This window comes from Streptomyces scabiei 87.22, from assembly GCF_000091305.1.
Classification (GTDB): Bacteria; Actinomycetota; Actinomycetes; order Streptomycetales; family Streptomycetaceae; genus Streptomyces; species Streptomyces scabiei.
This window is the reverse complement of record NC_013929.1, coordinates 684,829-707,841: the sequence shown is the minus strand read 5'-3', so window position 1 is coordinate 707,841 and position 23,013 is coordinate 684,829. Positions and strand designations below refer to the sequence as shown.

26 protein-coding genes are annotated in these 23,013 nt (G+C 71.9%); 14 read left to right on the top strand and 12 right to left on the bottom strand.

Translation table 11 applies throughout. From position 1 onward, the window contains the following. Positions 1–322: 322 nt before the first annotated feature. Positions 323–2,092, top strand: coding sequence for a ricin-type beta-trefoil lectin domain protein (locus tag SCAB_RS02970; RefSeq protein ID WP_106437226.1), 1,770 nt, complete (start codon positions 323–325; stop codon positions 2,090–2,092). A 134-nt stretch (positions 2,093–2,226) separates the two neighbouring features. After that, positions 2,227–2,790, top strand: a complete 564-nt coding sequence (locus SCAB_RS02965; RefSeq protein ID WP_012998567.1) for a snapalysin family zinc-dependent metalloprotease — start codon at positions 2,227–2,229, stop codon at positions 2,788–2,790. Between the two features lie 121 nt (positions 2,791–2,911). On the opposite strand, the gene SCAB_RS02960 is transcribed toward SCAB_RS02965, so the two are convergent. Next, positions 2,912–4,357, bottom strand: a complete 1,446-nt coding sequence (locus SCAB_RS02960) for an FG-GAP and VCBS repeat-containing protein (RefSeq protein ID WP_041668855.1) — start codon at positions 4,355–4,357, stop codon at positions 2,912–2,914. A gap of 123 nt (positions 4,358–4,480) precedes the next feature. After that, on the bottom strand, positions 4,481–5,017 hold the full coding sequence (locus SCAB_RS02955; protein ID WP_012998565.1) for a DUF4396 domain-containing protein: 537 nt from the start codon (positions 5,015–5,017) through the stop codon (positions 4,481–4,483). Positions 5,018–5,234: 217 nt separating this feature from the next. Between SCAB_RS02955 and SCAB_RS43610 the strand changes: the two genes are divergently transcribed. Beyond that, positions 5,235–5,936 carry a DUF5134 domain-containing protein gene (locus SCAB_RS43610; protein WP_012998564.1) on the top strand — a complete coding sequence of 234 codons (702 nt, stop codon included), beginning with the start codon at positions 5,235–5,237 and terminating at the stop codon, positions 5,934–5,936. A gap of 62 nt (positions 5,937–5,998) precedes the next feature. Here SCAB_RS43610 and SCAB_RS02945 read toward each other — a convergent pair whose 3' ends face one another. From SCAB_RS02945 to SCAB_RS02930, 4 genes are all read right to left on the bottom strand, one after another. Continuing rightward, complete coding sequence (locus tag SCAB_RS02945; RefSeq protein ID WP_012998563.1) at positions 5,999–6,934, bottom strand: M56 family metallopeptidase; 936 nt, start codon at positions 6,932–6,934, stop codon at positions 5,999–6,001. Then, positions 6,931–7,299: a BlaI/MecI/CopY family transcriptional regulator gene (locus SCAB_RS02940; protein WP_012998562.1), complete on the bottom strand. Its 369-nt coding sequence runs from the start codon at positions 7,297–7,299 to the stop codon at positions 6,931–6,933. The genes SCAB_RS02945 and SCAB_RS02940 overlap by 4 nt, the downstream gene beginning before the upstream one ends. Before the next feature lie 157 nt (positions 7,300–7,456). Beyond that, positions 7,457–8,128, bottom strand: a complete 672-nt coding sequence (locus SCAB_RS02935) for a DUF305 domain-containing protein (protein ID WP_012998561.1) — start codon at positions 8,126–8,128, stop codon at positions 7,457–7,459. 94 nt (positions 8,129–8,222) lie between these two features. After that, positions 8,223–8,687 (bottom strand): DUF6153 family protein, encoded by a 465-nt coding sequence (locus SCAB_RS02930; protein WP_041668854.1) that lies wholly within the window; start codon positions 8,685–8,687, stop codon positions 8,223–8,225. A 230-nt stretch (positions 8,688–8,917) separates the two neighbouring features. On the opposite strand from SCAB_RS02930, the gene SCAB_RS02925 reads away from it, so the two are divergent. Further along, positions 8,918–10,111 (top strand): PP2C family protein-serine/threonine phosphatase, encoded by a 1,194-nt coding sequence (locus tag SCAB_RS02925; protein ID WP_041670345.1) that lies wholly within the window; start codon positions 8,918–8,920, stop codon positions 10,109–10,111. 250 nt (positions 10,112–10,361) lie between these two features. On the opposite strand, the gene SCAB_RS02920 is transcribed toward SCAB_RS02925, so the two are convergent. Then, the gene (locus SCAB_RS02920; protein ID WP_012998558.1) at positions 10,362–10,799 is read right to left on the bottom strand and encodes an ATP-binding protein; all 438 of its coding nucleotides are present in this window, start codon (positions 10,797–10,799) and stop codon (positions 10,362–10,364) included. Between the two features lie 187 nt (positions 10,800–10,986). Here SCAB_RS02920 and SCAB_RS02915 point away from each other — a divergent pair, with 187 nt between their 5' ends. From SCAB_RS02915 to SCAB_RS02905, 3 genes are read left to right on the top strand one after another with little or no spacing between them, the layout of a single operon-like run. Next, complete coding sequence (locus SCAB_RS02915) at positions 10,987–11,790, top strand: alpha/beta fold hydrolase (protein WP_012998557.1); 804 nt, start codon at positions 10,987–10,989, stop codon at positions 11,788–11,790. Next, on the top strand, positions 11,790–13,196 hold the full coding sequence (locus SCAB_RS02910) for a PP2C family protein-serine/threonine phosphatase (protein ID WP_078580047.1): 1,407 nt from the start codon (positions 11,790–11,792) through the stop codon (positions 13,194–13,196). Before SCAB_RS02915 ends, SCAB_RS02910 begins: the two co-directional genes overlap by 1 nt. Beyond that, positions 13,193–13,531, top strand: a complete 339-nt coding sequence (locus tag SCAB_RS02905; protein WP_012998555.1) for an STAS domain-containing protein — start codon at positions 13,193–13,195, stop codon at positions 13,529–13,531. The genes SCAB_RS02910 and SCAB_RS02905 overlap by 4 nt, the downstream gene beginning before the upstream one ends. Positions 13,532–13,607: 76 nt before the next feature. Here SCAB_RS02905 and SCAB_RS44390 read toward each other — a convergent pair whose 3' ends face one another. Further along, positions 13,608–13,781 (bottom strand): CsbD family protein, encoded by a 174-nt coding sequence (locus SCAB_RS44390; RefSeq protein ID WP_078580046.1) that lies wholly within the window; start codon positions 13,779–13,781, stop codon positions 13,608–13,610. 139 nt (positions 13,782–13,920) lie between these two features. On the opposite strand from SCAB_RS44390, the gene SCAB_RS02900 reads away from it, so the two are divergent. The 3 genes from SCAB_RS02900 to SCAB_RS02890 all read left to right on the top strand — a co-directional run bounded on the left by SCAB_RS02900 (position 13,921) and on the right by SCAB_RS02890 (position 15,956). Then, positions 13,921–14,091, top strand: a complete 171-nt coding sequence (locus tag SCAB_RS02900) for a hypothetical protein (protein WP_012998553.1) — start codon at positions 13,921–13,923, stop codon at positions 14,089–14,091. Between the two features lie 138 nt (positions 14,092–14,229). Then, the gene (locus SCAB_RS02895; protein ID WP_078580044.1) at positions 14,230–15,471 is read left to right on the top strand and encodes a phospholipase D-like domain-containing protein; all 1,242 of its coding nucleotides are present in this window, start codon (positions 14,230–14,232) and stop codon (positions 15,469–15,471) included. A 59-nt stretch (positions 15,472–15,530) separates the two neighbouring features. Next, positions 15,531–15,956: a DUF6003 family protein gene (locus SCAB_RS02890; protein WP_037729654.1), complete on the top strand. Its 426-nt coding sequence runs from the start codon at positions 15,531–15,533 to the stop codon at positions 15,954–15,956. A gap of 83 nt (positions 15,957–16,039) precedes the next feature. Here SCAB_RS02890 and SCAB_RS43605 read toward each other — a convergent pair whose 3' ends face one another. Together SCAB_RS43605 and SCAB_RS02875 are read right to left on the bottom strand one after the other, a co-directional pair. After that, on the bottom strand, positions 16,040–16,636 hold the full coding sequence (locus tag SCAB_RS43605) for a S1 RNA-binding domain-containing protein (protein WP_012998550.1): 597 nt from the start codon (positions 16,634–16,636) through the stop codon (positions 16,040–16,042). A gap of 42 nt (positions 16,637–16,678) precedes the next feature. Beyond that, positions 16,679–17,194, bottom strand: a complete 516-nt coding sequence (locus tag SCAB_RS02875) for a YceI family protein (protein ID WP_037729652.1) — start codon at positions 17,192–17,194, stop codon at positions 16,679–16,681. 112 nt (positions 17,195–17,306) lie between these two features. Between SCAB_RS02875 and SCAB_RS02870 the strand changes: the two genes are divergently transcribed. The 4 genes from SCAB_RS02870 to SCAB_RS02855 all read left to right on the top strand — a co-directional run bounded on the left by SCAB_RS02870 (position 17,307) and on the right by SCAB_RS02855 (position 20,196). Beyond that, on the top strand, positions 17,307–17,816 hold the full coding sequence (locus SCAB_RS02870) for a MarR family winged helix-turn-helix transcriptional regulator (protein ID WP_012998548.1): 510 nt from the start codon (positions 17,307–17,309) through the stop codon (positions 17,814–17,816). 103 nt (positions 17,817–17,919) lie between these two features. Continuing rightward, complete coding sequence (locus SCAB_RS02865; protein ID WP_012998547.1) at positions 17,920–18,162, top strand: DUF6411 family protein; 243 nt, start codon at positions 17,920–17,922, stop codon at positions 18,160–18,162. A gap of 15 nt (positions 18,163–18,177) precedes the next feature. After that, complete coding sequence (gene ppk2, locus SCAB_RS02860) at positions 18,178–19,134, top strand: polyphosphate kinase 2 (protein ID WP_049875643.1); 957 nt, start codon at positions 18,178–18,180, stop codon at positions 19,132–19,134. Positions 19,135–19,230: 96 nt separating this feature from the next. Then, positions 19,231–20,196: a YihY/virulence factor BrkB family protein gene (locus SCAB_RS02855; protein WP_012998545.1), complete on the top strand. Its 966-nt coding sequence runs from the start codon at positions 19,231–19,233 to the stop codon at positions 20,194–20,196. A gap of 63 nt (positions 20,197–20,259) precedes the next feature. Here the strand turns inward: SCAB_RS02855 and SCAB_RS02850 are convergent, their stop codons facing one another. Together SCAB_RS02850 and SCAB_RS02845 are read right to left on the bottom strand one after the other, a co-directional pair. After that, a complete protein-coding gene (locus tag SCAB_RS02850; protein ID WP_012998544.1) occupies positions 20,260–21,219 on the bottom strand; it encodes a hypothetical protein in 960 nt (319 codons plus the stop codon). A 10-nt stretch (positions 21,220–21,229) separates the two neighbouring features. Beyond that, the gene (locus SCAB_RS02845; RefSeq protein ID WP_012998543.1) at positions 21,230–22,714 is read right to left on the bottom strand and encodes an APC family permease; all 1,485 of its coding nucleotides are present in this window, start codon (positions 22,712–22,714) and stop codon (positions 21,230–21,232) included. Positions 22,715–23,013: the final 299 nt, after the last annotated feature.

The following is a 23,013-nucleotide window of genomic DNA, read 5'->3' as shown; positions in this document are numbered from 1 at the left end:
CCGTCCCGTGGCAGGACCCCCGGCAGACGGGCTGGGACGCCGGGACGGTCACGCGTCTCTGACCTGCGGCGACGGAGGACTGCTGGGACGCACGCGGGATACGGGCACCGGACCCGGGCACCGGATCGCCCGTCCCGGAGGGGGAACAGGGCCGTCCGCGCGGCACCGGTTCGGGCGGAGTTCGGCGTCCACCGCTGAACCGTGTCACCGGCCGGGACGTACTTCCGGGCGAGCGAGTGGACCGGATCTTCCGGCGCGGGCGTTGAGCACGGAGCCGCGGAGGGCCGTATCGACGGTACGGAACAGGGAGGAGACCCGATTCATGGATGGTGCTCCCGTGGTGGCGGCTCCGCACGGCGGACGAGGGCGTGTGGCGCCCGGCGGGGAGGTGGGTCATGAGCCCGCCGTGCCCGCGGAGTTCTCGGACGTGGGCCACGAGCCCGTCGTGCCCGCGGAGTTCGCGCAGACGGAGTCCGTGGAGGCCGGGGGCGCAGCCGGGGTTCCCTCGGCCGCTGAACTGCTGGCACTGCACGGCACGTCGGTCCTGCGGTACGCGTCCCTGTGCGTGGAGCGGAACCCGGGCGCGGAGCAGGACCGGGGGACCGCGGAACGGCTGGCCGGTCTGGCCTTCCGGACCACCCACGGCGACGTGGCGGCCCATGCCGGCGCGGACTTCCCGTGGCGGCCGCGCCTGCTCTCCGCGGTCCTCGACGCCGCCGGGGAGTGGAACGCGGACGACAGGCGCTCCTCCCTCCACCCCGATCTGCGGGGCGACCTGGCCGGCGACGCCCGCCGGCCCCTGCCCGGCGGGGACCGGGGGAGCGGTGCCAGGAGTCTGGTCCTGCGCGCCTTCCACAACCTGCCGCACCGCGCCCAGACGCTGCTGTGGCACACCGTCGTCGAGGCCGAGGACATCGGGACGGTCGCCGCCCTGCTCGGCGCGGACCCCGCCCTGCTGAACCCCGAACGCGCCCGCACCCAGCTGCGCGACGCGTGCGGACGCCTGCATCTCGACCGCGCTCGCGACGAGCGCTGCCGCCGCCTGCACCGGCTCATCGACGTCCACGCCCGCCGGGGAGCCACGGAGGTGATGGCGGAGGTACGCGACCATCTCGACGGCTGCTCCTACTGCCGGGCGGCCGTCGACCAGCTCGACCAGTCGCCGGAACGGCTCCCCGCGCTGCTCGCGGAGGCGGTCCTGGGATTCCGCGCGGCGGACTACCTCGCGACGCGGCCCGTCCGTCGGGAGCGGCCGGGACCGTCGGCCGACGCCCCCGCCCGGGTATCGGACGACGCCCGGCCGGAGCCCACCGCGCGGCCCGCTCAGGCGCAGGCCCGGCCCGCGGAGGGGGACCGTTCCGCGCCGCGGCGGCTCCGGTGGCCGCTGCCGGCCGCCCTGGGGGTGCTGCTGTGCGGGGTGATTGCGGCGTCTCCGATGGCCCTGGGCGGAGCCGGCGGCGACAGCGAGACGGTGGGCGGTTCGGTGGCCGTGCCGACGCCGAGTCCGTCCGCGACCGCCTCCGCGCCGTCCGGCGTTGCTCCGGCCCCGGACACGCCCCCGGACACGTCCTCTTCCCCGGGTGGGAACGAGGCCCCGGCGACGCGGTTGCGGAATGTGCGGACGGGGCTCTGCCTCGACCTGCGCGGCTCGGCCGCGGTGCTGGGTACTCCCGCGGTGACGGCCCGGTGCGAGGGGTCGGCGAGCCAGCTGTGGCGGTGGGACGGAGAGGGGCGCCTGCGGAACCAGGCGGCTCCCGAACTGTGTCTGAACGCCGAGCCCCAGGGCACCGTGGCCCTGCGGCCGTGCGCGGCCACGGAGGAGGGCGAGGAGCCGGCGAACGGTGAGGGCACCACGGCCGGAGGGAACGCCACGGCCGAAGAGGACGCCACGGCCGGAGAGGAGTCGGCGGACACGCGTTACGCCCTGGCGTCCGACGGACTGCTCACGCTCGTCGCCGAGCCCGGCGTGGCCGTGACGCCGGTGCGCCGGGCCGAGGGGGCGGTCATCCTCCTGGAGCCCGTTCCGCAGGACCGGGTCCGCAGGTCCCAACGCTGGCTCACCGACGAGGGGTTCGCCGGCGCCGTCTCATGAGCGCGAACGCCGCTCGCCCCGACACCCCTCGACGAGGAGCGCCGCCGATTGACGGATTCACCTCCGTCACGCCGGGCAGGCAGCCAATAATGTCATGAGCACGACTGCCCCTTTCCCCCACGAGGAGGTCGATCATGCACGTCCGTACGCTGACCGGTGCCCTGACCGCGGCGCTGGTGGTGTCCCTGTCCCTGACCGGCGGCCAGGCCGTGGCCGCTTCCGCCGACCCGGCCGAAGTCCCGGTGGCCGCCCGTGTCTTCACCTACGACGCCGGCGGTTCGGCGGAGTTCAGAAGCGCGGTCGACCGCGGCGCGGCGATCTGGAACGAGAGTGTCGACTCGGTCGAACTGCGTCCGGTCGCCACCGGGCAACGCGCGAACATCCGGGTCCTCGCCGACAACGGCTGGCCGCGCGCCCTGCCCACGACCCTGGGCAACGGCACCGTCTACATCGGACGGCAGGCCGTCGACCAGGGCTACAACACCATCCGCATCTCCGCCCACGAACTCGGGCACATCCTCGGCCTGCCCGACCGCAAGCCCGGACCGTGTTCGAGCCTGATGTCCGGCTCCACGGCGGGCATCGCGTGCACGAACCCCTATCCGAACGCCGCGGAGAAGTCGGAGGTCGAGGGCAACTTCGGCGGCCTGCTCGTCGGGCGGACCCCGGCGGCGCGTACCGGGGTGATCGTGGACTGAGGCAGGCCGCACCACAGGTGAGCGACCGCCCGGCGCCCGTCGGCGCCGGGCGGACCCGCGCGGAGAGGTATCGCCGGGCCCGTCACCGGGTGGCCCGGTGCCCGGCGCGTTCCGTGGCCGCTCAGCGCGCGAAGACGTCCGCGAACTTGCGGCCCGCCACCACCGGGTAGCCGAAGTCCGTCGCGTTGAACGAGGTCGCCGAGGTGGTCGTCAGTCCGGACGCCGAGCCTCGCAGCACCCAGGCCGCTCCGTCGTCGTAGCCGTTCGGCAGGATGTCCTCGCCGTCCGCGCCGATGGCCAGATCCGCCTTGCCGTTGCCGTTGATGTCGCGCAGGCGGAGCGAGGAGCCGAAGTGGTCCCCCGCCTCGGCCGCGCCCGGCACTCCGGCCGTCGCCTGGTGGAAGGACTGGGCCCCGGTCGTGGTCAGTCCGTTCGGGCCGCCCTTGAGGAGCACGACGTCGCCGACGTACCGCTTGCCGTCCACGGTCTCGTTAGGGGCGCCGATCGCGAGGTCCGCACGGCCGTCGCCCGTCACGTCACCCAGGGCGAGCGCCGCGCCGAACCCGTCGTGGACCTCGTCGGTGCCCGGGACACCGGGGGTGTCCTGGTGGTACGTGCGGCCCTTGTGCGGCAGACCGGACGCCGAGCCGTAGCGCACCATGACCGAGCCGCCCTTGACGCCCGCCTCGTCGGCGGTGACCAGGTCCTCGTACCCGTCGCCGTTGATGTCGCCGGTCGCGACGGCCGCCGACCGCCACGCGGCGGAGCCGGTCGTCCCGTCGTCGCTGAGGGTGGCGTGGACGGAGCCGACGTCGCCGGGGCCGCCGCGCAGCACACCTGTATAGCCGGGGAGGGGGGAGCCGTCGGTGTCGTACTGACGGCCGTGCAGGACGTACTCGTAGCCGTTGCCGCCGTCCTTGGAGGAGAAGTGACCCGCCACGATGCCGTCGAGCTGGACGCCGTCCGGCAGGAAGTCCACCTCGGGGGCGAACGCGCCGTCCTGCGTGGGCCCGCCGTCGCCGTACCACCAGAACGTGTCGCTGCCGACGACGGCGAGCTGCGGGCTGCCGTCCCCGTCGAGGTCGGCGAAGGCCGCGCCCTCGCCGAAGCCGTCCGCCTCGGCGGTGGGCGCGGTCAGCGCCATGCCGCCCGAGGTGAACGGCTTCGCGCCGCCCCAGACGATCGTCACCGAGCCGCGCGGCTTCCCGGTGACCTCCTCGCCGGGCGCCCCGACGATCAGATCGGCGTAGCCGTCGTGGTTCACATCGCCGCTGGTGACGTTCTCGCCGAACCTGTCCACGCTCTCCGAGGCACCGGGCACGCCCGGGGTGTTCTGAGTGATGTTCACCGACCGGCTCGGGCTGACGCCGGCGGCGGAGCCGAAGAGGACGGTGACCGTGCCGCCGCTCGCCTTGGGCGTACCGATGGCGAGGTCGCGGTAGCCGTCGCCGTCGAAGTCGTCCGCCAGACCGGAGGGCGCCGCGACGGCCCCGGGTGCGCCGAGCCCGGTGACGGCGAGGGCGAGGGCGGCGGTGGCCGTGGCCACGGTCAGGGTGCGTCTGCGCAACGTACTGCTCCTGTCTGAGATCCGACGCCCGTACGACCTTCCCGGTGCACAAACGGTTGTACGAGACGGAGGACGAGGTCGGTGGAGAGTACGTCAGTGGTACGAGGTCAGGAGAAAAGGGCGTCAGTGGTGGGCGTGGACCACGGCATGGCCCTTGCCGCGTCCGATCATCCACTTGTTCACGGGCGTGGTGATCAGGAAGGCGACCGCGAACCCGCCCAGGAGCGCCGACCAGAAGAGACCCTCGTCGAGATGGGCGTCCATGGCCCCCGGGGTGAGGGCGATGATCGCGTTGTCGACCAGCTCCATCACGGCGATCGAGACGGTGTCGGCGGCCAGGGCCACCTTCAGCGCGCTCTTCCAGTCCAGTCCGGCCCGGCGCACCGCGAACAGGGTGAACGAATAGCCGAACACGAACGCGAGCGCGATGGCCAGCACCATGGTCGGCACATTGCCCCACAGCAGGGCCGTGCCGACGACCATGCCGAGGATCTCGCCGAGGGCGCACCCGGTCAGACAGTGCAGCGTCGCCTTCGCCGCCATCGCCCAGGAGGCGCCGCCGTGCCCCGGCCCCCGGGGTGCCTCCTGGGCGGAGTGGCCGTGGTGGTGCGCGCCGGCGTGGTCATGCCCGGCGCCGTCGTGGTGAGCGCTGTGGTCCATGCCCGTTCATCCCCTTCTCGTCCGTGTGGTTCTGTCCCTCGATCGCCATCAGGTTATACCCCTGGGGGGTATATGGCGAGGACTGCTCGGCCCTTCCCTCCGAAACGTCGCGCACGCCCGGTGAGCGGGTGCGTCGATCAGTACGTACTAAGTAGATACGTAGTGACCGACGAACGGAGCGGCGGGCCGGAATCCGGTGCCGCGAAGGAGTGGTGACATGACGGGAGACCTGCTCGGCTGGACGCTGACGACGCTGGGCGCCGGGGTGGCCGTGGGGAACCTCGTACGCGCGGCACGGATCGGCGGCCGGGCCCGGTTCGAGGCGGGGGCCGAGGCCGTGATGGGCGCGGGGATGGCCGTGATGGCGGCACCTCCGACGGCGGTCCTCTACGGGACGTACGGCATGTGGTGGGCGGCGGTGTTCGCCGCGCTCGGTCTCACGGGTGCGGCGCTGTCCGTACGGCAGGCCGCCGAGAGCGGCGTGCGGCACCTCGGGCACGCCGCCCATGTGGTGATCGGCAGCGCGGCCATGGTGCTGATGACGCTCGCCGTGCCCGGGGCCGCCTCGGGTCCCACGCTCGCCCTGGCGGGCTCATCCGGGCACGGGCACGGAGCCGTGGCCGGGACGGCGGCCACGAGCGCCCACGGCATGACCGAGGCGGCCGCCGTGTCCGGCTCCGCGCTCCTGTGGCGCGCCGTCTTCTGGGCGCTGGCCGCCTACTTCGTGGTCGTCGTGGCCCTGGCCGTACGGGCCCGGACACGCCACCCGGGCGGAGCGTCCGTCCCGCCCGCCGGGAGGGCCCGCCACCGCCGAGCCACCCGGAGCCCCGGGATGTTCTCCGCGCCCAACGCGCGCCTGGCCGGACAGGTGGGCATGGGCGGCTCCATGGCGACGATGCTGCTGATGATGGCCGTGTGACCGTGCCCGCGCGACCGTGTCCGGGCGGACCGGGCGCACCTCGCGAGCCGCGTCCGCACCGCTCAGCCGACGCCGGGCGGGCAGGCGACCAGCAGCGGCAACAGCGGTACGGCGGCGGTCGCGGCCGCCAGGGCGCCCCGGAGAGCGGGGTGCGGGGCGGTGCGCGGGCCGAGCACCCGCCGTATCCGGATCAGAACCGTCCGGCCGCCCGCCGCGAACGCGTCCCGCGGGGCCCGGGCCGCCGCCATCGCGTACATCGCCGTCGCCAGGGCCCCGTCGGAGTGAGCGCGCAGGGCCCGGTCGTCGGCGATCATCTCCAGCAGGAGCGCGGTCTGTTCGCGAACCTGGCGGGCCAGGGGAAGCAGGGGGAAGACCGAGTGGAACGCCGCCGCGCCGGCGAGCGCCAGATGGTGACGGCCGGCGATGTGGGCCCGCTCGTGCGCCAGTACGGCCGCGAGCTCCTCCGGCGCCAGTTCCCGTACGGCCGCCTCACTGACCACGATCCTGGGCCGGCGGCCGGGCAGGCAGTAGGCGGCGGGAACGTCGTACGGCAGCACGGTGGCCCCCAGCCGGACCGAACGGCGGCCCACCAGGTCCACCGCCTCCCGGTGCCGGGTCAGCGCCAGCCTGGCCCGTGCGACGTGGAAGGCGAAGCCGCCCGCGAGGGCGATCCCCGGTACGGCGGGCAGTGCGACGGAGAGGCGCCCCGCGGTGGCGTGGGCGGGGCCGCCCACGCCCGGGTCGAAGCCCAGGTCGAAGCCCAGGTCGAAGCCGCAGGAATGCAGCAGGCCCCACAGCCCGTCGTGCGCGTGAGCCATGGGCATGAAGAGGTGGTACGCGGTCAGTGCGGTGCCGAGCGCGAAGGAGAGGGCCAGGGCGTGCCAGACCGCCAGGGCCAGGGCCGGTGCCCGGTGCGGCCAGTCCGACCGCAGAAGGAGGGGCGGGGCGGCGAAGCCCACGAGGAGCGTGTAGGTGCCGAGAGCGAGGGCCGCGTTCACGGCTTCGCCTGCCGTCCCACCGCGCGCAGCGCCTTGCGCAGGGCGGCCTGCTCCTCCTCGGTCATGTTCTCGACGAAGTGGACCAGCGCGGCCGGGCGGTCCTTGCTCGCGCCCAGGCCGTCCTCCATCAGGGCGGCGGCATACGCCTCACGGCTGCGCACCGGTGAGTACAACCAGGCGCGGCCCTGCTTGCCCCGCAGCAACCAGCCCTTGTTGTAGAGGATGTTGGTGACGGTCATCACGGTGGTGTAGGCGACCGGGCGGGTCCTGTTGAGATCGTCCACGACCTCGCGCACCGTGGCAGGACGGTTCCACGTCCACAGGCGGTCCATGATCTCCGCCTCCAGTTCCCCCAGCCGTCGCATGACCCCGACTCCCTTTCGCCGCCCGCGCGCAGTGAATACGCAAGGGCATAGTAGAGCGCGTCCGGAAGGGCGGTGATCGCGCCGGGCGCCCCCTCGCGGCGCGAGCACGGTGCGAGCACGGCGCGAGCCGACCGGGTCGGCTCGCGCCAGGGGTCCGTCAGAGCCGGTCGAGGATGTCCTTCAGCCGCTCGACCTCGGCGGACTGGCCCTTCGCGATGTCACCGGCCATGGCCGTCGCGTCGGTGTGCTCGCCGTCCCGCTGCTCGTCCCGGGCCATGGTGATGGCGCCTTCGTGATGCTCGATCATCATCTCGGCGAACATCGCGTCGAACTCGGCGTCCTTCAGACCCTTGAGGTGCTCCATGTCCGAGTCGGCCATCATGCCGCTTCCGTCACCGCCACCATGCTCCATACCGGGCATGGACGCGACGGCGGTCGGCTCGTCCCAGGACTTCAGCCATCCCTTCATCGTCCTGATCTCGGGGTCCTGGGCCTTCTCGATCGTCGCCGCGATCTCCTCGATCTCCGTGTCGGACGCCCGGCCCTCGGCCAGCCGGGCCATCTCCAGAGCCTGCTCGTGGTGCGGGATCATCATCTGCGCGAACGCGACGTCGGCCTTGTTGAAGTCGTCGGAGGCGGCCCCGCCGGTCGAGGACGCCGTCGGCGACGCGGAGGTCCTGCCGCTGCCGTGGTCCACGCCGTTCGTGGCGTTGCCGCAGGCGGTCAGGAGCAGGGTCCCGGCTGCGACGATACCGACGGCGACGGCTCGTCGTACGGGCCGGCGGCGCGGGGTGTACGGGGTCTGCGGGGGGCGCGGGAGTGCGGTCATGTCGGTTCACCTCGTGGTGTGGGTTCAGCGGCTGGTGGAGAGCAGGCGAAGCCGCGGGTCCGCGCAGGTCGCGCGCCCGCGAGAGCGGTTCGGCCTACAGCCGCAGAACGGACAGACGGGTGGGATCAGGGCCGCGTGGTGGAGGGTTCGGCCGAGCGGCGGCGACCCTGGCGAGCAGCCGGGCCGACCGCGTCCTGCAGCGCGTGAGCGCCGACGCGAGCAGCGCGGAGAGCACCCAGCCTCCGAGCAGCACCGCCACACAGAGCGACAGCATGTCCATCGCCATGGCCGGCCCGTGCGACGACGACGGATCCGACGCGCCGGCGACGCCATGGCCGTCGGTGGTCCCGCCCACGGCCGACCCCGTCGGCCCGTGGTGCGCGGCGGACGCGCCGAGCGGATCCGTCGCCGCCATGGCGGACGCGCGGCCCGTGGTGGAGTGCGCCGACTCTGCGGGATGACCCATGCCGTGCATTACAAGGACCCCCAGCGCGAGCACGGCGACGAGCAGCAGCTGCCCCAGGGCACCTCCTGCGCGCACACACCTGCCGGCCCGCATACGGGACTCCTTCAGTGATGGTTCGACCTCTCCGATCCGACGGTATCCAAAGGGAGTCGCCCCTGCTGGAGGAGCGGGCGATTTCTACTGATCTACTAAGCGGTTTAGTGACGAAGCCCACTGTGCCGACGGTGTTGCGCCGGTCACCCCGACCGGCCAAAACGGACGCACCACGTGATTCGGCGGAGTCTCGGGGAAGAAGGTGCGGCAACCGACGGGAGGTTGTCGTGGTGGAGGGTGGAGATCTGGAGCTGGGCGAGTTGCTGGCCGCCGCGGAGGCGGCCCCGCCCGGTGAGTCTGTCGATGTGGTGGCACACGACCTGCAGAAGCGGTTCGGTGCGGCGCGTGTGTCGTTCCTGTTCGTCGACCTCATCGGTCAACAACTGGTACGGCTCGTCGCGACCGGTGAGGAGGAGGCGGACGGCGCCGGTTCCCTGCCCCTGCGAGGCAGCGTCTACGACCGCGTCCTGCGCGAGCAGCGGCAGTTCGTGGAGGACGACGGCCAGGGCGGACTGAGGGTCGTCACACCGGTCAGCAACCGCGGTGACTGCATCGGCGTCCTGGAGGTGACCCTGCAGTCCGCCGACGAGGCCGTACTCCGGCAGGTCCGGGACGCGGCGCACGCGCTGGCGTACATCATCGTCACCGACGGCCGTTTCACCGACCTCTACCACCTGGGGCGGCGCACCACCGAGACCAGCCTGGCGGCCGAGATCCAGCACCAGTTGCTCCCCTCGGCCTCCTGCTGCGAGGCGCCGCAGTTCACCCTCGCCGCCGGGCTGGTTCCCGCCGACGACATCGGCGGAGACACCTACGACTACACACTCGACCGCGACCTGCTCCATCTGTCCATCACCGACGCCATGGGGCACGACACCGAGTCCGCCCTGCTGGCCACCCTGTTGGTCGGCGCACTGCGACGTGCGCGGCGCAGCGGCTGTGACGCCCTCAAGCAGGCCGACCACGCCCACCAGGCCCTGCTGCGGCACAGCAGGGGCCTGGCCACCGGCCAACTGCTCTGCGTCGACCTGGAGACAGGGCGGTGCGAACTGGTCAACGCCGGCCACCCCTGGCCGCTGCGGGTGCGCGACGGCATCGTCGAGGAAGTGCCACTCGCCGTGAACCTGCCCTTCGGTGTGGCGGCGCCCACCCCGTACCGCCTCCAGGAACTGCGGCTGCTCCCCGGCGACCGCCTGATCCTGCTCACCGACGGCATGCAGGACCGTGGTGCCGCGGCCGCCGACCTGTTCTCGGTCGCGCACGACACCCGCGCGCTGCATCCACGGGAAGCCGTACGGAGCATGACCGCCGCCGTGCTCGACGCCTGTCACGGCAACCTCAAGGACGACGCCACGGTGCTGATACTGGACTGGCACGGCACCCCGGACAGACCGGCCGACACCCCGCCGGAACCCCGTAGTTGACCGTCCTGCCGTCCTGCCGTCCTGCCGTCCTGCCGTCCTGCCGTCCTGCCGTCCTGCCGTCCTGCCGCCCCACCGTCCTGCCGCCCCACCGTCCATCGCCCGGAGCCATGCGCCGCACCCGTGACGGCGTGAAGGCCCGGGCCTTTGCCGTGAGTTGTCCGCTCGGCTCCTCGGGCGGTCCTCCGGATGCGCAGCCGGCCGCCGTCCACGACAGGGGTGGACGACGGCCGGACCGAGGGTCGGACGGGTTCTAGCGCAGTTGCAGATGGGCGACGATCTGCTTGCCGGATTGCAGGGCGACGGTCTGCAGGTGGTCGCAGAGCCGGGCGACCAGGTACAGCCCGTGGCCACCGACCCGGCGCGCGTCATGTGCCCTCGGTTCGGGCGGGCGAGGGGAACTGTCCCGTACGGCGATGCGCAGAAGGCCCGCGTCGGGCGTCACCTCCAGTGCCAGGGCGCCCGGACCGGGCGCGTGTCGCAGTGCGTTGGTGACCAGCTCACTGACGACGAGCTGAGCGTCCTGACTCGGCCGGTGGCAGGGATCGTGTCCGGCCCGCGCCAGCAGCGCGCGGACGGCCGAGCGGGCGCCGGCGATCGACGCGTCCGCCGTGTCCCAGGCGGCGCTGTAGCGCAGGGGCGTCGCGGGTTCCTCTTCCTCCGATGCCCGATCTTCAAGCGGGGTGACCATAGAACTCTTCCCGTGGGTCGTTCCTTGTCTTTTCATCACGAGTTGCCGGTATCGCGTCATTCGCCTACCCGCTGGCGTCCCGTTCATGAGGTACTTCTCGTGGGGCTCCCTGCACGGGTCCTTCATGCACCGCCCACAGGTCGTTCCCTTTCCCGGAGCACCCCCCGGGACCTGCGAGACTGTCCCGATGGACATCGGCCGCAGGAACAACGTCAACGTCATCGGCAACCCGCAGGGGCGCACGGTGGTGCTGGCTCACGGGTTCGGCTGTGATCAGAACATGTGGCGGCTGACGGTCCCGGCTCTGGTGGAGCGGTACCGGGTGGTGCTGTTCGACTACGTGGGTTCGGGCCGTGCGGATCCCTCCGCGTTCTCGGAGAGCCGGTACGCCTCCCTGGACGGCTACGCCCGGGACGTGGTGGAGGTGTGCGAGGCGTTCGACATCCGCGACGCGGTGTTCGTGGGGCATTCCGTCAGCGCGATGATCGGGGCACTGGCCGTCGGCATGGCCCCGGAGGCCATCGGGGCGCTGGTGATGGTCGCCCCGTCGCCGCGGTACATCGACGACGACGGTTACCGGGGCGGATTCAGCGCCGCGGACATCGACGAACTCCTGGCGTCGCTGGAGTCGAACTACCTGGGGTGGTCGGCCGCGATGGCTCCCATGATCATGGGCAACGCGGAACGGCCCGAGCTGGGTGAGGAGCTGACGAACAGCTTCTGCGCCACCGACCCGGACATGGCGCGGGTCTTCGCGCGGGCGACCTTCCTGTCCGATTCACGGGACGACGTGAAGACCGTGCGGGTGCCGACGCTGGTGCTGGACTGCACCCAGGACGTCATCGCCCCGCGCGAGGTCGGCGCCTACCTCCACCAGGTGATCCCCGGCTCGACCCTGGTCACGCTGGACGCGACCGGACACTGCCCGCACCTGTCCGCGCCGGAGGCCACCAACGAGGCGATCACCGGCTTCCTGGCCGGCCTGCGGTGATGTGCCGCATCGGACAGCAGCCGGACCCGCGGGGCAGGGACGACGAGGAGACGGCGAACGGGGCGTTCGCCGCACTGCTGGAGGACAGCGCCGAGGACCTGTACGAGAGCGCGCCGTGCGGTTATCTGTCCACGCTCATGGACGGCACCATCGCGAAGATCAACGCCACCCTGCTGGGATGGCTCGGCCTGGAGCGCGAGGCCGTGGTGGGCCGGATGCGGTTCACCGACCTGCTGACCATGGGCGGCAAGCTGTACCACGAGACGCACTTCGCGCCGTTGCTGCGTCTGCAGGGCGAGATCGGCGGCATAGCCCTGGAGATCAGGCGGGACGGCGGCGGACGCATGCCCGTCCTGGTCTCCTCCACGGTCAAGCGGAGCGACAGCGGCCAGCCCGTACTGATCCGCACCACCGTCTTCGATGCCCGGGACCGGCGCGCCTACGAGGAGGAGTTGCTGCGCGGCCGCAAGGCCGCCGAGGAAGCGCGCGCACAGGCCGAGCAAGCGCGAGCCCAGGCCGAAGAGGCGCGCGCACAGGCCGAGGCCGACCGCGCCCGCCTCCAGGACGCCCTCGCCGTCCTGCAGCAGTCCCTGCTGCCCACCACCCTGCCGTCCCTGCCCGGGATGGAGACGGCCGCCCATTACCACACCGCCTCGCCCGACCGGCTGGGCGGCGATTTCTACGACGTCTTCCCCGTCGACGGCGAACGCTTCGCCTTCTTCCTCGGCGACGTGTGCGGCAAGGGCCCCCAGGCCGCCGCGCTCACCTCGCTCACCCGCTACACCCTGCGCGCGGCGGCCCTGCACGACCCCGATCCCGTCTCCGCCCTGACGACCCTCAACCGGGTGCTCCACGAGCGGTACGCCCAGGGCGGGGACCCCCGCTACTGCACGGCCGTCTTCGGCGTCCTCGAACCGGACCCCACGGCGGGCAAGGTCACCGTCCGGCTCGCCTCGGGCGGCCACCCCCCGGCCCTCGTCCTGCGCGCGGACGGCACGGCCGACTTCCTGTCCACCCCGGGCGGGCTCCTCGTCGGTGTCGTGCCCTTCGCGCCCTTCGTCGGCGCCACCACCGTCCTCGCTCCCGGCGACACCCTGCTGCTCTACACCGACGGCATCACCGAGGCCCGCACCGGTGCGGACCGCACGGCCCTGTTCGGGGACGAAGGGCTCCTGGCGTTCGCCGCCGACCGGGCCGGCCTGCCCCCGGCGGACGTCGTCCAGGCCCTGACGGACCTCCTGCACGGCCTCGGTGACGGCCTCGACGACGACACCGCCCTGCTCGCCCTCGGCGTTCTCGCCCTCGACCGACTGACGACAGCCCCGCGGACGACAAACCCGCAGACGACCGACCCACTGACGTCAGACCCACAGACGACCGCCCCACAGACGACCGACCCACGATGAGCCCGCTGAAGATCACCACACGCCACGCAGCCACCGGTCCCGTCCTGGAGATCGGCGGTGAACTCGACCACACCAGCGCACCCGAGCTGCGCGTGCTGCTGAGCACGCTCACCCTCCAGCCGGGACGGCGGCTCGTCCTGGACCTGGACGCCATGGAGTTCTGCGACTCCAGCGGCATCACCGCGCTGCTCGCCGCCCGCAGCCACGCCCTCGCCGCCGGGGCGGACATCGCCCTCGCGGCCGTCCCTCCGCACACCCTGCGCGTGCTGCGCATCGTCGGCCTCGACCAGATCTTTCCGATCCATCCCGACGTCCCTTCGGCCACCCGGCCCTGACTCCTGCGGTGTTCCGCACACGGGCGAGGGCCACCCCGCAAGTCCTGCGGGGTGGCCCTCGACGGTGCGTGAGACGTCAGTGCTTGAACGCGTCCTTGGTCTTCTCCTTGGCCTCGCGCGCGTCACCCTTGCTCTGCTGCGCCTGTCCCTCGGCGGCCATCCGGTCGTTGCCGAGGGCGCGTCCCAGGGCCTCCTTCGCCTTGCCCTCGGCCTGCTCGGTCTTCGCCTTGGCCTTTTCGCCGGCACTCATGGAACATGCCTCCTCGTAGCGTCCTGTGCCGCTGTCGCGGTAGTGCTGCAGGTGCCCCGACCATGCCTTCACAAACAAGGAAATTGTGAGGAGTGGAGGAGCATCGGCAGGGCAGACGGAGCGCAGGAGGTTGATGACTATGGTTCCCCTGCTTCTTGTTCTGCTTCTCGCGGTGATCCTTTTCGGTGCGGGCTTCGCCCTGAAGATTCTGTGGTGGGTCGCCCTCGCCGTACTGGTGCTGTGGCTGCTGGGCTTCGTGATGCGCTCCACCAACGCGGGCGGTGGCCGCGGCCGTTGGTATCGATGGTGACCTGAGACGCACCGCATCCACGCGCGGGGCCCGGCCGTATCCGACGGCCGGGCCCCGCGCGTGCGACCACCGCCGAGGGCCTGCCACCTGCCGCCCTCCGTCCATGTTTCCGTCGCTTCTTTCGGGTCAAGGGATGTCATGACCAGTACGCATGAACCGTCCGAGCTGACGTCACATGTCCCCGGCCGGCCGGGTGCACCGTCCGTGCCGGACACACCGTCCGTCGAGTACCGGGTCACACGGATACGCCGACGCCTGGAGCGCCTGATCGGGGTCGCCGCGACCGAGGGCAACACGCTCACCGCGTTGCGCAACGGAGACGAGATCTTCGCCGCGATGCTGACCGCCATCCGCCGCGCCGCACACACGGTGGACATGATGACGTTCGTGTACTGGCGCGGGGACATCGCCCGGGAGTTCGCCGAGGCCCTCGCCGAACGCGCCCGCGCGGGCGTCCGGGTGCGGCTGCTGCTCGACGGCTTCGGCAGCCGGCTGATCGAGACCGAGCAACTGGAGACGATGGAGCGTGCCGGTGTCCAGGTGGCCTGGTTCCGCAAGCCGCTGTACCTCTCCCCGCTCAAGCAGAACCACCGCTGCCACCGCAAGGTCCTCGTCGTCGACGAGGAGATCGCGTTCACCGGCGGGGTGGGCATCGCCCAGGAATGGTGCGGCGACGCACGCGACGAGACCGAGTGGCGGGACACGCACGTCGAGGTCCGAGGACCCGCGGTGGACGGTGTGGCCGCCGCGTTCGCGCAGAACTGGGCCGAGTGCCACGACGAACTCTTCGACGAACGGGACCGGTTCATCGAACACCGCCCGCAGGGCGACGCGATCGTCCAGGTGGTGCGCGGCTCGGCCAGCATCGGCTGGCAGGACATGCAGACCCTGATCCGCGTCATGCTGGAGTCCGCCGAGGAGCGCTTCCGCCTGGCCACCGCCTACTTCTCGCCCGACGTGTACTTCGTCGAGCTGCTGTGCGCGGCCGCCCGGCGCGGGGTCCGGGTGGAGATCCTGCTGCCGGGACCGCACACCGACAAGCGGGTCTGCCAGCTGGCCGGCCAGCACCACTACGAGGAACTCATCGCCTGTGGCGTGAAGATCTACCAGTACCAGCCGACGATGATGCACGCCAAGGTCATCACCGTCGACGGCGTCGCCGCGCTGATCGGCTCGACCAACTTCAACCGCCGCTCCCTGGACCACGACGAGGAGATCATGCTCGCCGTCCTCGACGACGCGTTCACCTCCACGCTCGACGACCACTTCGACGCGGACGTCGAGGTGAGCGAGCCGGTCCGGGCCGGTCGCTGGAGGAGACGGTCGGTCGTGCAGAGAGCCAGGGAGATGGCGGTGCAACCCATCCGACGTTTCCTGTGACACCGCCCCGCGCCGGGGTAGAGGGATGTCGATCCGGCCCCGTGGAGAAAGAGTTGAGGATGACCGACGACGCCTACCTGTTCCTGCTCGACGACGTGTCCGCGCCGCTCGGCGTGGCCCCGGCCGCCGTCGAGGGTCTCACGTGCATGGAGACTCCGGCGGTACGTGCCTGGCTGGACGCCCAGGGCAGCGCGCCGAACTCCCCGCACCTGCGCCTGTTGCCCCCGGAGGAGACCGCCGCCATTCCCGAGGGCGCGGAGCGCCTGCCCGTACCGCTGAGCGACGAGGAACTGAGCCGGGTACGCCATCGGTTGACACCCGAACCGCTCGCCCGGGTCGAGGAGGAACTGCTCGCCTACCGCGACAACGCGGACGGCCGGGACGGGCTGATCGCACGCGCGCTGGCCGCCGGCGTGCCGCCGCACCGCATCGTCGAGCTGACCGGGGTGGACCCGGCCACGGTGACGGCCGCGGCGAACGGCTGACGACGGGCCGCACACGCCGGTGGTGACAGCCTCCCGGGATGCGAGGCGGCGGCCACGGGATGCCCCTGGCCCTCACCCCGCGTTCAGCCCGCCCACGGATCGCCCCCGCTACGGCCCGCGAGGCTCCCGGGGGCAACCCCCTCGGCCGACAGCAGCACGCGACGCGCCTCGATCTCGACCGCGACGATCCGTACCGTCACCTCCTGGCCCACGCGGACGGTGCCCGCCGGGTCTTCGGCCGTCCCGGTGACGGGTACGAGCCCCTCCACGCAGTCGGCGACACCGACGAAGTACCCGAGCGGTGTGCGCTTCGTGACCGTGCCCGCGACGACCTGGCCGACGCGCTCGGCGAATCCGGGAAGAAGGTCCTCGTGCTCGGCCCATTCGCTCAGTTCGATGCCGACCTGGTGCTGGTGATCGGCGTGCCAGACCACCTTGCCGGTGACCCGCTCTCCCACGAGCGGCAGTTCACGGCACCGGGGCATCCGGTCGATGCGTGCCAGGCCCACCGCCTCGGGGTGGCCGTCGACGGCGAGGAAGGCGCCGAAGGGCTGTCTGCCGATGACCTCACCGGCGACCGGTGTGCCGACCGGCAGGGCACGGACCGTCGCGGTCCAGGCCGCGGCGCCGCCGGCCGTCGTGGGCCGGCCGTTCTCGTACGGCCAGGAGTACGCGGACATGAACCGATCATGACATGAGGCGGGCCGGGGGAGGGGCGACGGTCAGGCGCCGGCCCGGGCGAAGCGCAGGGTCGCGGAGATGGTCGCCGGGCCGCGCATCATGCCCAGTTGGTTCCAGCCGATGCCGAACTGCTCGCGGTCCACGGTGAACGCGGTCTCCAGGGTGAGACCCGCGGCGCTCGCGTCCGTCAGGCGCGCGGTCAGCGAGTGCGACCTGCTGATGCCGCGCACGGTGAGCTGACCCACCACCTGCACGGTGTCCCCGTCGCGGAGTTCGGCGCTGCGGACCGCGAAGGTGATCTCGGGGTGGTGCTCCACGTCGAAGAAGTCGGCGGAGCGCAGGTGCTCGTCGCGCTTGGCGTTCTTGGTGTCCAGGGAGGCGGCGTCGAAGGCCACCACGCCCACGGCGGAGCCGTCGGGCCGGACCTCTCCCTGCCCCCGGACGGTGCCGAAGGCGCCCTTCACGTTGACGAGGCCCCACATGGTCCTGTGCTGCACGGCGACGGTCGAGGCGGTGGTGTCGAGCTGCCACAGTCCGGTCTCCACGGCGACGGTCATGGTCCTTCTCCAGTCGGTGAGGTCGTCCAAATTTGCATGACCGAAGCTAGCCGCTTATCCGAATGTGGACAACCCTCATTTTCCAAAATTGGACAACAGTTACACTTGGCCCATGGCCGACCCCGACGAGCAGCCAGCTCACCCGCCCACATGCCCCTCCCTCGGCGCGGACGGGCCGCTGCCCGCCGAGCTGCACGCCTGGATGCTCCTGCTGGCGGCGACGGGAGCGGTGGAGCAGCGGCTGCGCGCGGTGGTGAAGGAGCGGCTCGGGGTCTCGCACGACGAGTTCCTCATCCTCTGCCTGCTGGCCGCCCAGCCCGAGGAGGGGCTGCGGATGACCCGGATCGCGGAACTCCTGGGCCGCCCCAAGACCCGCCTCACGTACCAGATCGCCTGCCTCGGCCACGCCGACCTGGTCACCCGCGAGTCGGTGTGCGGAGACAGGCGCGGCATCCAGGTCGCCCTCACCGACAAGGCGCGACGCCTGCTGGAGGAGGCGTCCGGCTCGCTCGCCGAGACGGTCACCCGCGCACTCGGCGAGTTCATGGGACCGGCCCAGCGCGAGGCCCTGCGGGGACTGCTCCCGGACCTCGTCGACGGGGCGTCCGCCGACCGGTCGTAGAACCGATCGGTCGTAGAGCCGTGGAGGCGGCCCGCGGCGCGCTCACATGGACGGACGCCGACGGGGAACCCGTACGCTCCCGACCGACCCAGGGAGACAACTCGTGATCATTGCCGCCGTCGCCGGAGTGTGTGTGGTCCTGGCCGTTCTGGCCTTCTTCGTCCCGCGCCTCTCCCGTCACCCCGAACGCGGTACGCAGCGTTCGCTCGGGGCCGGGTCGCGGCTGGGAAGCAAGGCGCCCGGCATCCTGGGCCGGCTGTTCAGCAAGCCGTTCCGGTCGAGTTCCCGCGCCGTGGGCCGGAGCGGCTCGGCGGGCCGTCGTACCCGAGGCCGTATGCCGTTCTGACGCGGGAGTGGTGTGATGAACGCTGAGCATGCCGACGGGCTGCTGGACGGGCTGACCGTGGACACCAGCCGGCGGGAGCGGCCGGTCCTGCTGGACGGGGCCGGCCGCCCCCTCACGACATGGCGCGAGAACCATCCCTACGGACGCAAGGTCGGCCGTCAGGAGTACGAGCGGCGCAAGCGCGTCCTGCAGATCGAGCTGCTCAAGCTCCAGCGGTGGGTGAAGGACGCCGGCGCGCGGGTGATCGTGGTGTGCGAGGGACGCGACGCGGCCGGCAAGGGCGGCACGATCCAGCGTCTCACCGAGCGGCTCAACCCCCGCGGCGCCAGGGTGGTGGCCCTGGACAAGCCCACCGAGCGGGAGGCGGGGCAGTGGTACTTCCAGTGGTACATCGCGCACCTGCCGACGGCAGGGGAGATCGTCTTCTTCGACCGGTCCTGGTACAACCGGGCCGGCGTGGAACGGGTGATGGGCTACTGCTCGAAGGACGAGTACGAACTGTTCCTCGAACAGTGCCCGGCCTTCGAGCGGATGCTCGTCGACGACGGCTTCCTGCTGTGCAAGTTCTGGTTCTCCGTCTCCCGGGCCGAACAGCGCACCCGTTTCGCCATCCGGCAGGTCGACCCGGTGCGCCAGTGGAAACTGTCGCCCACGGATCTGGCCTCACTGGACCGGTGGGACGAGTACACGGAGGCCAAGGTCGACATGTTCCGGGCCACCGACACCGAACAGGCACCCTGGACCGTCGTCAAGAGCAACGACAAACGCCGCGCCCGACTGGAGACCATGCGCAGCCTGCTGTCGCGCATCGACTACGGCAACAAGGACACCGCGGCGGTCGGCACCCCCGACCCGCTCGTCGTCGGCGCCGCCAACACCCTCCTGGAACCGGGCGAGGAGGACACGGCCCTCTCCCCGACACCTCTGTCCCCGCGCACCGACGGGCCCGGCAGCCACCCCGGATCCACCTGACGGCCGGACGGGCCGCGCCCGGCTGTACCGTTCGTCCGGCGGCATGATCGCGTTCTCGCCCGGGCCGCGGGGAACGACGGGGAGGAGAGGTTCTCGATGGGGACCGTCGTGCACGTCCCGCAGACACGGGACATGATCGGCGAGGAGCTGTCCGGCGACGAGGCGCTCACCGCGCTGCGCCACTACGGAGGCCGCCGGCTGCTCCTCGACGCGTTCTCCCGGTTCCGGTACGCCGACGGCTTCACCAACGCCCGTTCGCTGGCGTTCCAAGTGGTCCTGGGGCTGGTGCCGTTCACCATCGCGCTGGTCGGCGTGGCCACCACCGTGCACACGGAGAGCGTGGGACGGATCATCGAACTCACCCTCGGCCAGATCGTGCCGGGCGCGAGCGCGGGCCTGGTCGAGGACGCGTTGGACGGCACCGCGCGCAGCGCCGGTTCCGGCGTCTGGGGCGCCGTGGCGATGTGGGTGGGCCTGGCCTTCGCCGTCCTCAACCTCGCCTCGGCGTTGGGACAGGTGGAACGCGGCGCCAACCGCATCTACGGCATCGAGCGCGACCGCCCCTTCCTGCACAAGTACGGGCGGTCGCTGCTCCTGGCCCTCGCCGCCGGCATGCCGATGGTGCTGGGGTTCCTCGTGCTGGTCGCGGGGGACGCCGTCGTCAACGCGGTGGTGCAGGCGCTCGGCCTGCCCGGGGACCGGCTCGACTGGCTGCGTCCCCTGGAAGTGCCGCTGGGCGTGGCCCTGGCCTGGGTCGCCTCGGCGGTGATCTTCCGGTGGTCCCCGCGCAGGGACCAACCGGGCTACACCTGGCTCGCGTTCGGCTCGGCGGTCCACCTGGTCCTGTGGATCACGGCCACCTGGCTGCTCTCCCTGTATGTCGCCGAGAGCGGTTCGTTCGGTGCCGTGTACGGGCCGCTGACCGCGTTCGTCGCCCTGCTGCTGTGGGCCAACCTGACCGGTGTGGCGCTGTTCCTGGGCATCGCCTTCGCCGCGCAGCTCGAAGCGGCCCGGGCCGGCATCACCGAGGCCGTGCGTCCGGACCCCGGACCGGGGCCGTGAGCCGGCCCCCGGGGAGTGTGCGGTGCCGTCGGCCGCGACGGCGGCGGGTCCGGTGGGGGAGCCTCAGCCGCGCGGCAGGAACTCCTTGCGCCACTTCGTGAACTGGCGCGACGGATCGCCGGTGTAGGACCACGGGGTCGGTGTGGCGCGCCGCCCGACGATGTGGAACAGCGACCCGGCGATGTCCGTCAGCCCGGCCGAACAGGCCGCGTGGGTCAGGTAGTTGAGGTCGCGCACCTCGCCGGGAGGAAGAAGACCGTCCGGCCGTCCGGTGATCCAGCGCTGCCAGGTGCGCCGTACGTCGCTGGCGGCGCCGTCGTGGCTCCAGTGCTGACCGATACCGACACCGGTCTGCCGTGACCCGTTCTGCTCCCGCAGCGAGCGGTACTCCTCGACCCGGGCGTACTGCACGAGTACCGGCAGCGGGGACCCCGGTGGCGCCACACCGGCCGCGTCCCGGGCGAAGTCGTACATCAGGCCGTGCGAGCCGTGCCAGCGCGACGAGTAGTAGTGCAGCACCTGGAGGTGGCCCTCCACGCTGAACGGGTCGCGGTCGTACAACTCGTCCCACCAGCGGGCCAGTTCCTGGCGACGCACCCCGCCGCTGTAGAGCCGGGCCACCGAGATCAGGGAGACCCAGGGCGTGGGGTCCTCGGGGCAGGCCTCGGCCGCCTCGAAGCAGGCCACCGCCGCGCTGTCGATGCGCCGCGGATCGATGGCGACGCCCCGGCCGGCGGCGATGGCCAGGTTGAAGGCCCGGGCCGTCTCGGTGGCGGCCCGCAGCACCAGGGCGTCGGCGCTGCGGGGCTCGGCGGCCAGCCAGGACTCCACGGTCGAACTGCCCGCGCACGCCTGCGCGAGCATCCGGATCCGGTGCCCCCGGGCCACCCACGCCGGGCCGGTCGTGCGCAGCAGCTCGCGGGGGCCCTGCCAACGGCCGATGACGATGTCCTGCCGGGCCGACGTCAGCGGTGCGTCACCGCAGTCGGAGTCGAAATCGGGTGTGAAGCGGTCGCGCGCCATCGGGTCCCTCTCAGAAGTCGGTCGGCAGACCCTGATGGGCGGAGGAGCGGTCGGCCGCCGCCGCGGCCGCGGCGTCGCCCGACGTGGCACCCGTCCCGACGGCCTCGGCGGCGTCGAGCGGGGCCGGCCGGTAGTACTCGCTGCCCTTGCGCCAGTACCAGAGCATCGGGATCACGCCGACCGCCAGGCCGCCGAGGCCGATGGCCACGGACGCGCTGCTCAGCTCGCCGAGCGACTCGACGAGCACCCAGAACATGAACAGGGCGCCGAGCAGCGGCCACAGCCCGCCGAAGACGAAGTTCGACACGGACTTCAGCAGCATCCTGCGGTAGGCGACGACCACCGCCAGTCCGGCCAGGCCGTAGTAGACGGCGATCTGCAGACCGATCGCGGAGATGGCGTCCGCCAGGATGTCGCCGACCGAGCCGAGCGCGTTGGAGGCGATGAACATCACCAGCGCCACACCGCCCACCACGATGATGGCCACGTAGGGGGTGTTCCAGGTGCGGTGGACGCGGCCGAGGGCCTCGGGCATCGTGCGGTCGCGGCCCATCGCGAACAGGGACCGGGTGACCTGGATGAGGGTGGTCTCCAGCGTCGCGATGGTGGACAGCATCACGGCCACGATGAGCAGCTTGCCGCCCAGCCCCGGCCACACCTCCTCGCCGAGCACCGCCAGGACGTTGGCGTCGTTCTGCTGGATCTGGGTGTCGGTCAGGATGACGTTGACCGCGATGGTGAAGACCTCGAACAGCAGGAAGACGATGCCGACGCCGATCAGACCGGCGAGACCGGTGGTGCGCCGGCTGTCGCGGGTCTCCTCGCTGAGGTTGCTGGTGACGTCCCAGCCCCAGTAGTAGAAGGCGGCGATCAACGCGCCCGAGGCGAACCCGCTCACCCCGTCGAACTGGCTGAAGCCCAGCCAGGACCAGTCGAAGGACCGGGCGCTGTCGCCGTGCAGCAGCGCGAGCACGGCGAACAGGGCCAGGATGACCAGCTCCACGCCCGACATGATCAGCTGGGCGCGGACGGTGAGGCGGGCACCCCCGAGGACCACGAACAGCATCACCAGGAACCAGAAGGCCCCGACCGTGGTGGCCAGCGCGGTGTTGTCGGCCAGGTCCTCGTCGAACAGGGACAGCGTCATCGCACCGGCGGGCAGCGAGCCGGCCACCATGAAGATGGTCGCGGAGATCACCAGGGCCCAGCCGCTGAGGAACCCCAGGAAGGGGTGGAGGGTGCGCCCCACCCAGGAGTAGCTGGCGCCCGCGTTGACGTCGATGCGGCTGAGGTAGCTGAAGGCCAGGGCGATGCCCAGCATCGGTATCGCGCAGTACAACAGCGCCGCCGGGCTCGCGAGGCCCACCGCGCCGACGAGGACGGCGGTGGTCGCCGCGATCGAGTAGGCGGGCGCGCTGCCCGCCACCGCCATGACCACGGTGTCGAACGTGCCGAGGACGTTGGCCTGCAGTCCTCTGCCCCTGGTGCTGCTCATGGGATGTGCTGCCTTCGTGAGGGCACGACGGACGGACGCCCGGTGGCCGCCGGCGTGGAGGACTGGGAGGTGATGCTGCCTCGGGCCCGGAGGGGGAGGTCTTCGGGCCCGGGGCGGGAACGGGGAGGCATCGTGCGCCGGTGATCGGCGACCGAATGATCACACCGTGTGTGCGTGTGATGATATCCGCGCTCTTTGAGGGTTCAAGATTGACCGGTGGGTAACCTTCCGAGTTGGCGAAAATTTTCACCAACGCGACGACCGTGCCCTAGTGGGGCAGCCGTGACGGACGGGATCCG

Bases quoted from the DNA above. Each gene is read 5' to 3' on its own strand.
- SCAB_RS02970 (WP_106437226.1), top strand. From the start codon at position 323: ATGGATGGTGCTCCCGTGGTGGCGGCTCCGCACGGCGGACGAGGGCGT.
- SCAB_RS02965 (WP_012998567.1), top strand. From the start codon at position 2,227: ATGCACGTCCGTACGCTGACCGGTGCCCTGACCGCGGCGCTGGTGGTG.
- SCAB_RS02955 (WP_012998565.1), bottom strand. From the start codon at position 5,017: ATGGACCACAGCGCTCACCACGACGGCGCCGGGCATGACCACGCCGGC.
- SCAB_RS43610 (WP_012998564.1), top strand. From the start codon at position 5,235: ATGACGGGAGACCTGCTCGGCTGGACGCTGACGACGCTGGGCGCCGGG.
- SCAB_RS02940 (WP_012998562.1), bottom strand. From the start codon at position 7,299: ATGCGACGGCTGGGGGAACTGGAGGCGGAGATCATGGACCGCCTGTGG.
- SCAB_RS02935 (WP_012998561.1), bottom strand. From the start codon at position 8,128: ATGACCGCACTCCCGCGCCCCCCGCAGACCCCGTACACCCCGCGCCGC.
- SCAB_RS02930 (WP_041668854.1), bottom strand. From the start codon at position 8,687: ATGCGGGCCGGCAGGTGTGTGCGCGCAGGAGGTGCCCTGGGGCAGCTG.
- SCAB_RS02920 (WP_012998558.1), bottom strand. From the start codon at position 10,799: ATGGTCACCCCGCTTGAAGATCGGGCATCGGAGGAAGAGGAACCCGCG.
- SCAB_RS02915 (WP_012998557.1), top strand. From the start codon at position 10,987: ATGGACATCGGCCGCAGGAACAACGTCAACGTCATCGGCAACCCGCAG.
- SCAB_RS02910 (WP_078580047.1), top strand. From the start codon at position 11,790: ATGTGCCGCATCGGACAGCAGCCGGACCCGCGGGGCAGGGACGACGAG.
- SCAB_RS02905 (WP_012998555.1), top strand. From the start codon at position 13,193: ATGAGCCCGCTGAAGATCACCACACGCCACGCAGCCACCGGTCCCGTC.
- SCAB_RS44390 (WP_078580046.1), bottom strand. From the start codon at position 13,781: ATGAGTGCCGGCGAAAAGGCCAAGGCGAAGACCGAGCAGGCCGAGGGC.
- SCAB_RS02900 (WP_012998553.1), top strand. From the start codon at position 13,921: ATGGTTCCCCTGCTTCTTGTTCTGCTTCTCGCGGTGATCCTTTTCGGT.
- SCAB_RS02895 (WP_078580044.1), top strand. From the start codon at position 14,230: ATGACCAGTACGCATGAACCGTCCGAGCTGACGTCACATGTCCCCGGC.
- SCAB_RS02890 (WP_037729654.1), top strand. From the start codon at position 15,531: ATGACCGACGACGCCTACCTGTTCCTGCTCGACGACGTGTCCGCGCCG.
- SCAB_RS43605 (WP_012998550.1), bottom strand. From the start codon at position 16,636: ATGTCCGCGTACTCCTGGCCGTACGAGAACGGCCGGCCCACGACGGCC.
- SCAB_RS02875 (WP_037729652.1), bottom strand. From the start codon at position 17,194: ATGACCGTCGCCGTGGAGACCGGACTGTGGCAGCTCGACACCACCGCC.
- SCAB_RS02870 (WP_012998548.1), top strand. From the start codon at position 17,307: ATGGCCGACCCCGACGAGCAGCCAGCTCACCCGCCCACATGCCCCTCC.
- ppk2 (WP_049875643.1), top strand. From the start codon at position 18,178: ATGAACGCTGAGCATGCCGACGGGCTGCTGGACGGGCTGACCGTGGAC.
- SCAB_RS02855 (WP_012998545.1), top strand. From the start codon at position 19,231: ATGGGGACCGTCGTGCACGTCCCGCAGACACGGGACATGATCGGCGAG.
- SCAB_RS02850 (WP_012998544.1), bottom strand. From the start codon at position 21,219: ATGGCGCGCGACCGCTTCACACCCGATTTCGACTCCGACTGCGGTGAC.
- SCAB_RS02845 (WP_012998543.1), bottom strand. From the start codon at position 22,714: ATGAGCAGCACCAGGGGCAGAGGACTGCAGGCCAACGTCCTCGGCACG.